The sequence below is a fragment of the Niabella sp. ZPM-14 genome (assembly GCF_055693045.2).
On the sequence record NZ_CM181148.1, the window covers coordinates 4,263,716 to 4,277,334 of the forward strand.

Below are 13,619 nucleotides of genomic sequence, written 5' to 3' on the forward strand. Positions count from 1 at the left end.
TTTCAGAAGTGCCACTACGATTGGACGGAGCCGTTATGTATTTCACAGATATTGATCAGACGTCGACTCAAATCTTGCCCTGGCTTTAAGAATTCCACCTGGTCTTTAAATGATCCAGGAATTTCTTAGGCGATGAGTTGAAATGTTTTTGAAAGTTTTTACCAAACACACTTTGGGAACTAAACCCCACTTGATTGGCAATCTGGAAGAATTTGTTATCATTCTCCGCAATCAGCTCAGCCGCCTTTTTCAAACGGATGCGATCGATAAAGTCTTTGGGAGATAGTTTACTCACGGCTTTCATCTTCCGGTAAAAAGTCGGGCGGCTCATGTTCATGTGTTCTGCCAGATCATCAACGCTCAGGTTCTTCTTATCCATATTGTCAATGATGAAATGGCTGACCTCTTGAATAAAAGCCTCGTCAGACCTGGATTTTAAAGTAAACAGTTTTTCATCCAGCGGCTTTTGAGCCACATGCTCCCTTATCTTGGTCCGGTTGTTTAAAAGATTCGCTACCTGCACCTGCAGCATTTTTGGAGAGAAGGGTTTGCTCATATAAGCGTCAGCACCCGTTTCGAGGCCTTCCAGCTTATCGTTATCGCTTTTGCGGGCCGTCAGCATAATGATCGGCATGTGGCCAAATGATACATCAGATTTCAGCAGTTTACACAGATCCAAACCGTTCATGCCGCTCATCATGATATCACTGATGATCAGATCGACCAGGTGATTATGCAGTATATTCAAACCTTCTTTGGCATCAGAGGCTTTGTAGACCGTGTATTGATCCTGAAGGATCTCACAAAGAAAGCCGAGTAATTCTTCTTCATCATCTATGATCAGTATGGAGGGTTTCATTTTCTATGGCTTTAATACGGGAAGTTGTCTGGCGTAAGGGTAAAGTTAATTCAAAAATATTTAAAAGTGAAGGTTCGGTAATGTAGTCAATGCGGCCCTCGTGCAGCTGGCTGAGTGACCGGGCCAGCGAAAGGCCGATGCCCGTTCCGCGCAAATGAGCGTGCGACGGGACGCGGTAAAAAGGTTCAAATATTTTTTTCCGGCTTTCAGCAGGGATCGGGGTGCCATCGTTGATGATCCTCACTTTAAAATGTTCCGGTTCGGCGGGGTCTTCATAGAGTTTCACTTCCACGAGGCTCTCAGCGTATTTAACCGCGTTAGACATGAGATTGCTGATGATCTTTTGAAACGCCTCCCGGTCTATATCAGCAATGACCGGTGTTGCCGGTAAGCGTAACTGGATATCGATCCGGTCATTTTCATTAGCCGGGTGGAAAGCCATAACAAGGTTGGGAAGGAAAGCGGTAATATCTGTTTCAACGAAATGCAGCTTCAATTGGTTGGTATCTATCTTCCTGAAGTCGAGCAGTTCGGTGGTGAGCTGTACCAGGCGATCCGTATTTCTGTTCACCAGCTCCAGGTTTCTTTTCACCGTATCGATGTCATGTATCTGCGTGATGGCCCATTCCAGCGGGCCTTTAATCAGGGCAAGCGGTGTTTGTATTTCATGGGCAATATTGGTGAAGAAGTTGATCTTAGTGTTGTACGTCTCGCGCTCCTTCTCCATTTCAAAGAGTTGGTTTTTTCTTTGATTTTTTTTCAGCAGATTTCTGTGGTGCAGATAAAATGCCAGCGCAATAGCCAGTAGGCCGGCAATGGCGTAGAGGATCAAAGCCGGAACACTTTTCCAGAAGGGTGGCAGGATCGTGATCGTGATAATGCGGGGTTTGGTAATCCAGTATCCCAGGTTGCTTTCCGCCTGCACGATAAACCGGTAGGTGCCGGCGGGAACATCCGTAAAATAGGCACGTCTGTTAGAAGCCAGGTGAATCCATTGTTTATCCAGGCCCTCCATCCGGTATTTATATTGAACAGCGTCTGCAGCGGAAAAATCAAGGGCCGCAAACTCAATACTAAATGTCGTTTGATCATCGTTCAGGGTAATGGAATCCGAATATTTGTGAGAGGCTGGTGTTTCATAATTGACAAGTACCCCGGTTATATAAAGTGGCGGCGCCTGCCGGTTGATCACCAGGTGTTCCGGTGTAAACGCGATCATGCCCTTAACGGTGCCGAAGTACATCTTTCCTGTTTCATCCTTAAAGGCTGAATTGTAATTGAACTGGTCTGTCATCAATCCGTTGGCCTTCGTGTACGTCCGGATTTTTCCGGTAGTGGTGTTCAGACAGATAAGCCCCTTGAGCGAGCTGATCCAGAGATTTTTGTTCCCATCTTCCAGGATTCGGTACAAGGTGTTGGTAGGCAAGCCGTCATCAGTGGTAAACCTTTTCACCATTTTTCTTTGCGGGTTCATCTTAAAAAGACCACCGCCCGCGGTAGCCAGCCACAGGTTGTTTTCCTTGTCCTCGTAAATGCCCTGGACGGTGTAAGCATATTGTGCCGAGTCATTCGCCACATTCAGGTTAATATTGCCCGACTGTCCTGTCTTGGGGTTGAAATAATACACACCTCTCACCAGGCTTCCGGTCCAGATCGTACCTGTATGATCCTCTTCAATCGCATAGACAAAGGATCCGCCAGGTACATATACTACCGGCGTTAGTCGTTTCGTGGGCTCGTGGTACTCAAAGAGCCCCGCGCCCGTGGTACCAACTAATATCCGGTTGTCCGACGTTTTATAAATGCACATGACTATATTGCTGTTCCTGCCGCCTTCGGGCACCCGTGGATGCCGGTCGATGATCCTGCCGCTGTTGATGTCCATCACTTCCAGCCCGTGAAAGAACAAACCGACCAGCAGTTGGTTATGGTAAGCAGCCAGGCCATGTACATTCGGATGTGACAGGCCCCGGGAAGGATGATCGTATGGGATCTGTGTAAATTTACCGGTCGCTTTGTCGAACCGGTTAAGGCCTGCGTCCTCCGTCCCTACCCACATATTGCCCTGGTGATCCTCTGTGATTTCCCTTACTGCGTTGCCAGAAATGGCCCCGGGTATATTTAAAGGATAGTACTTTTCAAATTGATTATTTTCTTTAGACAAATAATTCAGACCACCAAAAAAAGTGCCCAGCCACAGGCTTTCGCGTTTGTCTTCAAAAACAGCATATATGGCATTGTCATTAAGAGAGTAGGGATCAGCCGGTGTTTTCTTAATGTGCGTGATATTTTGATCATGCAGATTATAGATATACAATCCCGATTCTGAAGCAATATAGCACAGATCTTTTCGGGTGGAAGCGAATATATCTCTCACAAAGACCTCTGTCCCTTTGAAATCTTTCAACAAAAGATTATTGCAGGAGCCGTCTTTTATATTGATGTTGAAAAGACCGTAAATCGTGCCCACAAACAACTCGTTATCTATCAGCTTGAGCTTGGTGATATGATGCTTGCCTGATGTATTACAGGGTGCTGTTTTAAAGTCCGAAATTTTATTAGACCGGATATCCAATTTTTTGAGAAGACCCTCTGAGGTGGCCATCCACAGCTGATCCTGGCGGTCTATATCGATCGCAACCACTCTGAGATTAAAATCGGTTAGGACCTTTGTTGCGGGATCATATTTGTGTAAAGCCCTGCCTGATATGATCCAGAGATTGTTTTTTGAATCCACCTGTATATCGGTGATGTTGAGCGTGGGGAGGATATTCAGAACAGTGAGCTGTTCTGTAGCCGGATCCATTTTCAGCATGCCCGAAGCAGTGCCGATCCAGATAGATCCCTGGTGATCAGTGCGCAGAACTTTAATGTAGTTGGCGCCCGCGTTGGTTTTATGCGTCAGGTAGCTTTTAAAAGTGTATCCGTCGTACCTGTTGATGCCGCCCCTGGTGCCTATCCACATAAATCCGTAGCGGTCCTGGGTGATGGCGGTCACATTGTTATGTAACAAACCTTCATCCACCTGGTAATGCCGGAAGTAATGAAACGAAGCAGCCGTGGCGTGTTGGCCGATCATCAACAGCAGGAGGCAGAGGGTACCATACCATCCATATTTCAGGAAGTATGTTCTGATTCGAAAAAGAGGGCGAGGAGCAAGCATCTTCAGTACTTTCAAAACCGTGTATCCAAATATAAGCGGAAAAAAAGTTAGCCTGGTGATGAGAAGAGAGTTTTGAGAGCATGTTTTCTATTTTGAGACAAAACGTCGAAGTTTTGTTCAGTGTAGATGTTTATCCTTTTTCTTCTTAGCGTCTGCGCGGTGTTACGAAGATCGATCGCATGGAATTGACTTACCGCTTAGCAATCATATTTTTTAAATGAACGATCACCAATTTGTCCAACTTAGGCCTGTCCTAAAAATGATAAGGCTTCAACACACTTGCAAGTGGTCTAGAACTTAAATAACTATTGGATCAGTCCCGATACTCACTATATTGGTTTATGTAATTCCTGTTTAAGCGTTCAAACGGAAGGCGTCTATTCTTTGATACTGAAATTGTAGTAGATTGTTAAAACGGAAGGTTTAAATTTATGTTTCGTTTATTTCGTTTAACTTTGACTAGTACTATTACTATAATAATAAAATCATGGAAACATTAGAAAAAATCAGCAAGGCTGAGCAAAAAATCGCTTTTGAGTCCTATGATGCGCTGGTCTCTGTTATTGAGCAACTTAAGTCAAATAATCCTGAAATAGAAATAGAAGAAACCGGGGAAAAGATAAAAATACCTATCAAGGCATTAAAGTTCATGGGGGAGATGCTTAAAGCAATGAGCAGGGGTAAGCTTATATCCCTGGTACCTGTCGCTACAGAGGTAACAACGCAGCAGGCAGCAGAAATGTTAGGGTGCTCGCGACCACACTTGGTTAAGCTTCTGGAAGAAGGCTTAATAAACTATACAAAAGTTGGAAAACATCGACGAATTAAGTTTGAAGACGTTCAACAATACAGGAAGAAAATGAAAGGGCAGCAGAAACAACATATTATAGACATAATGAATTTTGACGAAGAAATAGGCCTGTATGATTCATAGTGTACGCTTTATTGCGGTATTAGATGCAAATGTTATTTATCCAATTGAAATAAGAGATATCTTGTTTTGGTTTACACACCACGGTCTATACACTCCAAAATGGGGAGAACATGTATTTGATGAGTGGCAAGATGTAATGGTGCGCAAAGGAGTTAGTCCTCAAGAAGCTACAAAACGCGTTAATAGGGCTAATCACGCCTTTCCTGATGCCCTTGTTACAAAATATAGTGGTTTAATTAAGGGATTAACATTACCTGACCAAAAAGATTGTCATGTTTTGGCGGCAGCCATCAAGTGTAATGCTAATGTTATTGTAACAAATAATCTTAAAGACTTCCCTATTGATTATGTACAGTCTTTTGGTGTTGATGTAAAATCCGCCGACGATTTTCTCACTGACATTATTGACCTAAATCGAAAAAGAGCAATTAAGGCGTTTAAGGAGTTGGTTTCAAACAGGAAAAATCCTGAAATGGACGAGTATGCGGTTTTAGACAGATTAAGAAACGCCGGATGCAATGACACCGCTAATTATATCCACGCTTTTTTATAAGTATACCTCCCATTTATTTTACTTTCCGTATATCTTACACGCGAGGGTGCGAAATAGACAAAATAGATACGAAATAGAGAAGGGGAATTGGTGAAAAAGATGCCCACGCCTTCCGCCTCTCCGTACCTCTTACGCGCAGGCGCGGAACCGGCTTTTAGTAGGGCTAAGAGACGAGTTGTATTGAAAATAGTTTTGAAACGTAAAACAAAAAAGCACCTACATTTCTGTAAGTGCCTGATCTTCAGTGTGACCGCGTCAGGATTCAAACCTGAAACCTTCTGATCCGTAGTCAGATGCTCTATTCAGTTGAGCTACGCAGCCATTCCCGTTATGGGAGAGCAAAGGTAATATTATTTCTGATTCCAGCAAAACGATTTTTTGCGAACGACATAAATTTTTGAGAAGCTGCTCCGGCTGGTCATGTCTTGTCTAATGCCGGGTCGCAGAAGGGACATCCGGGAAAAGCTCTTCGCCCATCCACCATTTCTTTTCAATTCCGGGGTGGGTGTAAGGAGCAGTGATTCGGACCTGGAAATTTCTGAGGATCAGGGCGAGTTTAATAAGGTACGTTTTCATGAGCGTTAATTTTTCATTGAGTTTTCAGGTACAAAGATAATTACCAGGCAAAGTCCGGTCAATAACTAATATTGGCGAGGTATTATTTAAATCTTATATTTACAGCTTACTTTTGTTCTATGACAACATAGGTCGCCCGATAAACTTAAGCCCCTGGAAATGATCTTGTTCAAAAAATAAATGACTGCCAAAAAGCCCATAAAACTTTCCGAAAAAGTAAAGATTACTATAGCGTTGTGCGTAAGCGCCATGATCCTGATCGCACTGGGTATCTATGCCAGTTCAAAGACTGTAAGATACAAGCAATCCATGCGTGATGTAAACCTGTCCGGCATCATCATTACGCATTCACAGGATGTGTTGAACGCTATACAGGACGTGCAGTCGGCCTACAGGGGATATATCATAACGAATGATTCCGCCTATTTAAAATCGTTTGACATTGCAAGCCGGTTTCTTCAGGCGCGAATCCACTCTTTAAAGAGCATGCCGATGGCCTATGCGCAAAGAACCTTGTTGGACAGCATTGGCGGTCTGGCTACCGAGCAAAGGCAACTGGCCTATAGTATTATCGTAAAGCGCCGCTATGTCTCGTTCCTGGAGGCGTGGAAGTTCCTGAACGGCGGGTCGGAGCAGCGGCTCGTCAATAAGTTGCGATACAGCGTACTCAAATTCATCAATACCGAAAAAAGTCTGCAGTCTGCCAAATTAAAAAGGGAGAATGATAGCTTTAATACGGTGATCTATGTGGTGGTGATCAGTGTGATCTGCGCGGTGTTGATCATCCTCCTGACACTTATTTATATCAGGATGATTTATCAGCGATTGATCAATACAGAGAAACTATTGATCAAATCGCAGTTGCGGCTGGAAAGTATATTGGACAAGCTACCGGTGGGGGTGATCATTGTCAATACCAAAAGCAATGAATACCACGCTAATCACAAAGCTGTGACGTTGCTCGACCGGCAGCTGCTTCCCGATGGCGATGTGTTTGAGATTCCTGATAAGACAGATCCCGGAAAGAGTGTACTAAAGCGCGAGATCAGGGACGAGCTGTTTATTTCTCATGCTTTACATGGCGAAGAAAATATCGGCTTTAACGAAACGACCATTAATGTGAACGGAAAGAATGTGCCCTTTCGCGTCAGTGCCATTCCCGTTTATAATGACAAGGATCAGCTTGAATATGCTATTTCCGTTTTTGACGATATCAGCAATATCAAGCAATTTGAAAACGAGCTGATCGAAGCCAAGAAACTGGTTGAAGAATCTCTGAAACTGAAGCAGTCGTTCCTCAGCAATATGAGCCACGAGATCCGGACGCCCATCAATGCGATCCTCGGGTTTGCAGAGCTGTTGGGCAAAAGAGATATCGGTTCTGAAGAAAACGAGTATGTGCGGATCATCCGTTCGGCCGGTGAAAACCTGTTGAGGTTGTTGAATGATATCCTGGATTTCTCCAAACTGGAATCTAACATGATGGTCTTCGAGGAACATCCTGTAAGCATCGATGGCATCCTCAATTCCATTTGCAATTTATACCTGCCCAAAGCAAGGAATAAAGGCATTGCATTAAGCTACGAATGCAATCCTAATGTTCCCGAAGTAGTGGTGGGCGATCCCGTGCGGTTGACGCAGGTGATCACCAATATTGTAGGAAATGCGATCAAATTCACGCCCAAAGGAAGTGTACTGATCTTTGCTGAATTGTTATCGACCAATGAAACCCATTCTATCATTGAGTTTAAAATAAAAGATTCCGGTATCGGTATTTCTAAAGATAAGTTGTCGCGCGTGTTTAAAAGATTTGAACAGGCAGGTGTCGAAACAACGCGTCTGTATGGCGGCACAGGCCTTGGATTGAGTATCGCCAAGCATATCGTACACAGCCAGGGCGGCACCATTTCTGTTACCAGTGAGTTAGGGGTCGGTTCTATTTTTAGCTTCACGATGCCTTTCGCGCATTTCGATTCTGAAAAATCAGTTAACAAAACGCCTATCGAGTCAGTAACCGATCTGTCCTTTTTAGAAGACCTCCGGATTTTATTGGTAGAGGACAATGCGCTGAACATAAAACTGATCAATGGCATCTTCCTCGGTACCAATGTGAAGGTGGATGTAGCAGAAACCGGCACACAAGCTATCGATAAAGTACGAGATAATTTTTACGACATTATCCTGATGGATATCGAGTTGCCGGATATGAATGGTTATGATACTACGCGGATCATCAGGAATGAGCTGAAGATCCAATTGCCCATCATTGCGCTTACCGCCCATGTGCTGGCCGGCGAAAAAGAGCGCTGCCTGGAAGCGGGCATGAACGATTATCTTACAAAACCGGTGAATACACGGCAACTCTTTGAAAAGATCAATGCCCTCATTACCCGTGAGTTTGGATTGAAACAGCTCAGCGAAGAGAACACCACTGTCAACACGCTATCCTCTCAAAAATTATTTTCAACCGAAACGGGAGTGGTAGATCTGAGCTATCTCCGTGAATTGTCTGATAACAACAGAGAGTTTGAAAAAGAAGTGATCGAGCTATTCCTGTCGCAGATTCCCGGGCAAATGGAAGAGCTCGACCAGGCCATCAGTCAGAGAAATTATCCCGAAATAAAAATGCTGGCGCATAAATTAAAGTCGTCTACCGCGGTGACCATCGGGAAAAAGCTGACGCCTCATTTTGAGCTGCTCGAAGAGAAGGCTGTCAACCATGAATTACCCGACGGAGCCTTACGCAGCTACCGCATTATCCAGGATGTCATCTCCAAAGGCGTCAAGCAGTTGGAAAACCTCCTCCAGACTTCCTATTAAAAATAATTTGTTCTACGCAAGGGCGAACGTTGATCCCGACCTGGCATGGATTATTTCGCCGTTGTGATTTGAGCGCCCAACAGCAACGGCCTTATAAAAATTCGCGGGCCACTTCCCCGACTGGTGTAGCCTCCGGATAAAAGCTGGTTATCTTTTCGATGACCCGCTCCACCAGCGCGTCAGGGCAGGAAGCTCCGCTTGTGATCAGGATTTTTACGGGCTTTTCAGGACTCAGGTAGCCCGAGGTCAGCAGCTCCTGGCCGGTATGAAAGTTGAAATGCAGGATCTCTTTTTCAGAGATGATCTTTTCGGGGCTGTTGATATAATAAGTCGGTAGTTTTTCTTCGCAGAGCTCGACCAGGTGTGAGGTATTGGAAGAATTGTAACCGCCTACCACAATGGCCAGATCGGCATCTGTACCCAGCATTGCCGAGACAGAAGTCTGGTTGTCATTGGTAGCATAGCACAGCGTATCTCTCGTGTCTGCAAAACGTTCAGCCAGGTTGTCTTTGGTCAGTTGATAGGTATCGATCATTACCTGCTTCAGGTAATCGGCAATCGCCTGGGTATCGCTCGCCAGCATCGTCGTTTGGTTCACTACACCGATCCTTTGAAAATCTCTCGTCACATCAAACCCCTCGCTGTACTGATTTTTAAACTCTTTGTAAAAATCATCAGCCGGAAAGGCGCCCGTAATATATCCTGCCAGGCGGATGGTCTGGTCCATGTCTTTCACCACCACTGAAGGGGCGCCCGCCGCGGCATGAGAAAAAGTAGCGCGGGTTTCTTCGTGCGACGGTTTGCCATGTATGATGATCGTATAATCTTTCTTGGCAATGGCCGCGCTCCGGTTCCAGACCTTTTCTACAAACGGACAGGTAGTATTATATTTTTCGGTGGGAATACCGATATCGTTCAGCTTCTTTTCAATCGAAAGGGTAGTGCCGAAGGCCGGGATCAGCACGATGTCTTCAGCAGTCAGTGTATCAAAAGGAATCAGCTCTTTCCCGTAAGTGTCCTGGAGAAACCGGACGCCATGGCTTACCAGGTCGGCGTTCACCTGCGGGTTGTGGATCATCTCGCTCAACAGGAAAATACGTTTTCCGGGATTCTCCTCGACCGTTTTAAAAGCGATCTCGATCGCATTCTCAACCCCATAGCAAAAACCGAAGTGACGGGCCAGGTAAATTTGCACCGGTCCGAAATCAAGCAGGGTGGGCGTGAAATCTTTTTTAAGTTTGTCCTGTTCCTTCCGGCGTTTTTTAATGGCGGATATAAGGGCGCTTCTGTAAAAAACCGGTACATCAAACTGCTTCATGCTGCAAAGATAAACAGGATTCCGCGATTACCGGTAAGGGCGTTAAAAAGGGAGCAATGAGTCACTGATTCACAAATGGGCGCCTTGAGTTGTATCTATGATACTTGCTTCAGCAAGACTCAGAAGCCGGTCATTTCGAAGCCGGGACGCGTCAATACTTATACTTTAGCAGCGAATACAAAAACAGATATCGAAATCATTAAAGCCTTAGTGGCCGCGGACGGTCAATTTATCCTATCTTCCCTTTGAATTAGCGGGCCGGGAAATGCGCGATCGCTGCGTCTTTGATCTGCCTGCATTTTATGAAACGACGCCTCACGCCGGATGTTCGGTACAGGCTATAAACAGCAACGAATTCAATGATAAAGCAGAGGGATTGGAAACACACAACAAATATTTACGAGGTTAATGTGCGTCAATACACGCCGGAGGGAACGTTTAAGGCTTTTGCGAAGGAGCTGCCGCGCTTAAAAGATATGGGCGTGGACGTGCTTTGGTTCATGCCTGTGACGCCGATCGCAAAGGAAAAAATGAAAGGGACGATGGGCAGCTATTATGCCTGCTCGGATTATACATCGATCAATCCGGAGTTTGGTGATCTGATCGATTTTAAGGCACTGATACAAGAGGCGCACGACCTGGGCTTCCGCGTGATCATGGATTGGGTGGCAAACCACACGGGCTGGGATCATGTATGGACGCGCACGCACCCTGACTTCTATAAGCATGACGCAGACACGGGCACCTTCCATGCCGCCAGCGGGATGGATGATATTATCGAACTCGACTTTCAAAATCCAGCTTTGCGGGCCGCGATGATAGAGGCTATGCAATTCTGGGTGCGCGAGTGCGATATCGACGGCTTTCGCTGCGACCTGGCGTCCTGGGTGGAAGTAGGTTTCTGGCGCGAAGCACGGCCCCGGGTGGATGCGCTAAAACCTTTATTCTGGCTGGGGGAATTTGACGAGCTCGAAAACCCGGACTACGGCGAAGTGTTTGACGCCAGCTATTCCTGGAAGTGGATGCATAAAACCAGGGATTTTTACCAGTATCGCCAACCGCTGCACGGGTTGACGGACCTGCTTCAACAATACGATGCCATCGGCAACGACAGCATGAGAGCCTGGTTTACCACCAATCACGATGAAAACAGCTGGAACGGCACAGAGTACGAAAAGTATGGCGCGATGGCGCGGTCGCTGGCGGTATTCAGCTGTACCTGGAATGGTATACCCTTACTGTACAGCGGACAGGAACTGCCGCTGAGGGACAAGCGGCTCGCGTTCTTTGATAAAGACCCCATACCCTGGACAGGCAACTATGAATTACATGGTTTCTATAAAACATTGCTTCATCTTCATGCGCACAATCCTGCATTACGTGGCGGAGATCCTGCCGCACAAACAATCAGGATCAATACAGGAGCGGATCACAACATTTTCGCCTACCTGAGAAAAAATGAAAATCATGAAGTGCTGGTGTTCCTGAACTGGTCGCATGACGCTGCCTGGGTGCATGTAGAGGGTAGCTATCTATCAGGAAGCTTTAAGGAGCTGTTTTCCGGAGCGCTGGTTGACTTCGGTCAGTATAAGCATTTCGAAATGCAGCCCTGGGAATACCGGGTGTATATCACGAAGTGAGTAGTACGGAAGTAAAGTATTTGCCAGACCATATTACCTGTCAGTTTCAGTTCCTTCCCTTTGGACCGGGGTGGGGTGAGGTCTATTTTAAATGTTATTCATCATATAATATTTTCGGCCATTGAAAGCATAAAAAAACCGGTCACACGACCGGTTTTTTTATGAGTTATATTTTTTGCGGGTTAGAATGAGCCACCGCCATCACCTCCCGATAAGTCGATCTGGTAAGAATATCTTCCGCTATATCCCGGATAGATACCTACTAACTCCACCACGTTGGTTCTTGCTTGTCCCAGTGCTTTGGCAAACTCATCCATTGTCTTCACTTCCTGTCCGTTCACCGACGTGATGATAAAGCCTTTCTCCATACGGGTTCTTTTCAGTGGTCCGTCTGCACGGATATTGGTCACTTCCACGCCACCACGGATACGAAGTTGTTCGGCCCGCTTAGACTCCACATTTTTAAGATCTACACCCAAACGCTCACCGATCGCTTCAGCTGAAGTCAATTGTACCAGCTTGGACTGCGCAGACAAGGTCACATCTACTGTGTTTTCTTTACCGTCCCTGATATAAGTGATCTTCACTTTATCGCCAGGCTGTGCACTCGCCAGTGCGCCACTGATTTCCAGGCCTGATACGATGCCACGCCCGTTGATCTTCGTGATGATATCACCTCTTTTGATGCCTGCTTTACCGGCGCCGCCAGAGGGATCTGTTCCGATCACGTACACACCGTCCTGCACATTCGCGCGTTTCAGGTATTCTTCGTTTTGTGAAGGCACTCCGGAATAAGTCACACCGAGGTAACCACGCTTCACATCACCATATTTAACAATGTCGTTCACGATCTTTTTCACGATAGTAGAAGGAATTGCGAAGGAGTAACCGGCATAGGTACCGCCTGGTGCGAGGATTGCTGAGTTGATACCGATTAGCTCTCCATTGGTGTTGATCAGGGCGCCGCCACTGTTACCCGAGTTCACCGCAGCGTCGGTCTGGATGAACGACTCTACAGGAGATTCGCTCTGCTGGCTGTTGATACCGATGCTGCGGCCTTTCGCACTGATGATACCGGCTGTAACGGTTGCTTCCAGGTTGAACGGATAACCTACTGCCAACACCCACTGGCCCAGCTGAAGGTTGTCAGAATTGCCATAAATTAAGTAAGGAAGATTGGTGGCTTCAATTTTCAAAACCGCCAGGTCTGTGCTCGGATCACGACCCACCACCTTAGCAGTGTAGGTCTTACGACCTTCATTCAACGTCACTTTTATTTCCGGAGCAATTCCTTTGCCCTCCCTGTCAGAGATCACGTGATTGTTTGTCACGATATACCCGTCCTGGCTGATGATCACACCGCTACCGGAAGCCCGCTGTTCAGGTATGATCTGAGGACCCATACCACCAAAAAAATCACCGAAAAAATCTTCAAAAGGATCAGCCCCTCTGCTGTTCGGCAAATCGTTGGTAAGTTTCTTTGCAGGGATCTTGGTTTTAATATGCACTACTGCAGGAACGGCCGATTGCGATGCTTTCGTGAAGTCGGTCGGCTCGGCCGCATTGCCATCATTATCAAAAAAGCCGGCGTAGTTCACAGGAAGTTTTCCATCCACCGGAACTCCCAAAGTGGCAGCTGGCCCCCTGAAAAATTTTCCGTAAATGTAAACTCCGGCAAATGCTGATAGTACGCTAATCACTACTACCAATACTAACTGTTTAACTTTCATATTCTTTTTCACTTTTAAATATGTTA

General features: G+C 45.9%; 9 protein-coding genes and 1 tRNA gene. 4 read left to right on the top strand and 6 right to left on the bottom strand.

The features are described 5' to 3' along the window. Nucleotides 1-85: 85 nt before the first annotated feature. Nucleotides 86-859: a response regulator transcription factor gene (locus tag ACU37H_RS18180; protein ID WP_472704415.1), complete on the bottom strand. Its 774-nt coding sequence runs from the start codon at nucleotides 857-859 to the stop codon at nucleotides 86-88. Next, on the bottom strand, nucleotides 831-4,022 hold the full coding sequence (locus tag ACU37H_RS18185) for a ligand-binding sensor domain-containing protein (RefSeq protein ID WP_472704413.1): 3,192 nt from the start codon (nucleotides 4,020-4,022) through the stop codon (nucleotides 831-833). The genes ACU37H_RS18180 and ACU37H_RS18185 overlap by 29 nt, the downstream gene beginning before the upstream one ends. Nucleotides 4,023-4,509: 487 nt before the next feature. On the opposite strand from ACU37H_RS18185, the gene ACU37H_RS18190 reads away from it, so the two are divergent. Both ACU37H_RS18190 and ACU37H_RS18195 read left to right on the top strand, forming a co-directional pair. Beyond that, on the top strand, nucleotides 4,510-4,956 hold the full coding sequence (locus ACU37H_RS18190) for a helix-turn-helix domain-containing protein (protein WP_472704411.1): 447 nt from the start codon (nucleotides 4,510-4,512) through the stop codon (nucleotides 4,954-4,956). Beyond that, nucleotides 4,946-5,509 carry a PIN domain-containing protein gene (locus ACU37H_RS18195; protein WP_472704409.1) on the top strand — a complete coding sequence of 188 codons (564 nt, stop codon included), beginning with the start codon at nucleotides 4,946-4,948 and terminating at the stop codon, nucleotides 5,507-5,509. Before ACU37H_RS18190 ends, ACU37H_RS18195 begins: the two co-directional genes overlap by 11 nt. Before the next feature lie 247 nt (nucleotides 5,510-5,756). Here the strand turns inward: ACU37H_RS18195 and ACU37H_RS18200 are convergent. Next, nucleotides 5,757-5,830: transfer RNA gene (locus ACU37H_RS18200), tRNA-Arg, on the bottom strand. Nucleotides 5,831-5,938: 108 nt separating this feature from the next. Further along, nucleotides 5,939-6,085, bottom strand: a complete 147-nt coding sequence (locus tag ACU37H_RS18205; protein WP_472704407.1) for a hypothetical protein — start codon at nucleotides 6,083-6,085, stop codon at nucleotides 5,939-5,941. 180 nt (nucleotides 6,086-6,265) lie between these two features. On the opposite strand from ACU37H_RS18205, the gene ACU37H_RS18210 reads away from it, so the two are divergent. Then, a complete protein-coding gene (locus tag ACU37H_RS18210) occupies nucleotides 6,266-8,905 on the top strand; it encodes a response regulator (RefSeq protein ID WP_472704405.1) in 2,640 nt (879 codons plus the stop codon). Between the two features lie 91 nt (nucleotides 8,906-8,996). Here ACU37H_RS18210 and ACU37H_RS18215 read toward each other — a convergent pair whose 3' ends face one another. Continuing rightward, the gene (locus ACU37H_RS18215; RefSeq protein ID WP_472704403.1) at nucleotides 8,997-10,223 is read right to left on the bottom strand and encodes a 4-hydroxy-3-methylbut-2-enyl diphosphate reductase; all 1,227 of its coding nucleotides are present in this window, start codon (nucleotides 10,221-10,223) and stop codon (nucleotides 8,997-8,999) included. 359 nt (nucleotides 10,224-10,582) lie between these two features. Here ACU37H_RS18215 and ACU37H_RS18220 point away from each other — a divergent pair, with 359 nt between their 5' ends. Beyond that, nucleotides 10,583-11,863, top strand: coding sequence for an alpha-amylase family glycosyl hydrolase (locus ACU37H_RS18220; protein ID WP_472704401.1), 1,281 nt, complete (start codon nucleotides 10,583-10,585; stop codon nucleotides 11,861-11,863). A gap of 182 nt (nucleotides 11,864-12,045) precedes the next feature. Here ACU37H_RS18220 and ACU37H_RS18225 read toward each other — a convergent pair whose 3' ends face one another. Next, complete coding sequence (locus ACU37H_RS18225) at nucleotides 12,046-13,593, bottom strand: trypsin-like peptidase domain-containing protein (RefSeq protein ID WP_472704399.1); 1,548 nt, start codon at nucleotides 13,591-13,593, stop codon at nucleotides 12,046-12,048. Nucleotides 13,594-13,619 lie beyond the last annotated feature (26 nt).

Bases quoted from the DNA above. Each gene is read 5' to 3' on its own strand.
- ACU37H_RS18225 (WP_472704399.1), bottom strand. From the start codon at position 13,593: ATGAAAGTTAAACAGTTAGTATTGGTAGTAGTGATTAGCGTACTATCA.
- ACU37H_RS18180 (WP_472704415.1), bottom strand. From the start codon at position 859: ATGAAACCCTCCATACTGATCATAGATGATGAAGAAGAATTACTCGGC.
- ACU37H_RS18190 (WP_472704411.1), top strand. From the start codon at position 4,510: ATGGAAACATTAGAAAAAATCAGCAAGGCTGAGCAAAAAATCGCTTTT.
- ACU37H_RS18220 (WP_472704401.1), top strand. From the start codon at position 10,583: ATGATAAAGCAGAGGGATTGGAAACACACAACAAATATTTACGAGGTT.
- ACU37H_RS18210 (WP_472704405.1), top strand. From the start codon at position 6,266: ATGACTGCCAAAAAGCCCATAAAACTTTCCGAAAAAGTAAAGATTACT.
- ACU37H_RS18215 (WP_472704403.1), bottom strand. From the start codon at position 10,223: ATGAAGCAGTTTGATGTACCGGTTTTTTACAGAAGCGCCCTTATATCC.
- ACU37H_RS18195 (WP_472704409.1), top strand. From the start codon at position 4,946: ATGATTCATAGTGTACGCTTTATTGCGGTATTAGATGCAAATGTTATT.
- ACU37H_RS18205 (WP_472704407.1), bottom strand. From the start codon at position 6,085: ATGAAAACGTACCTTATTAAACTCGCCCTGATCCTCAGAAATTTCCAG.
- ACU37H_RS18185 (WP_472704413.1), bottom strand. From the start codon at position 4,022: ATGCTTGCTCCTCGCCCTCTTTTTCGAATCAGAACATACTTCCTGAAA.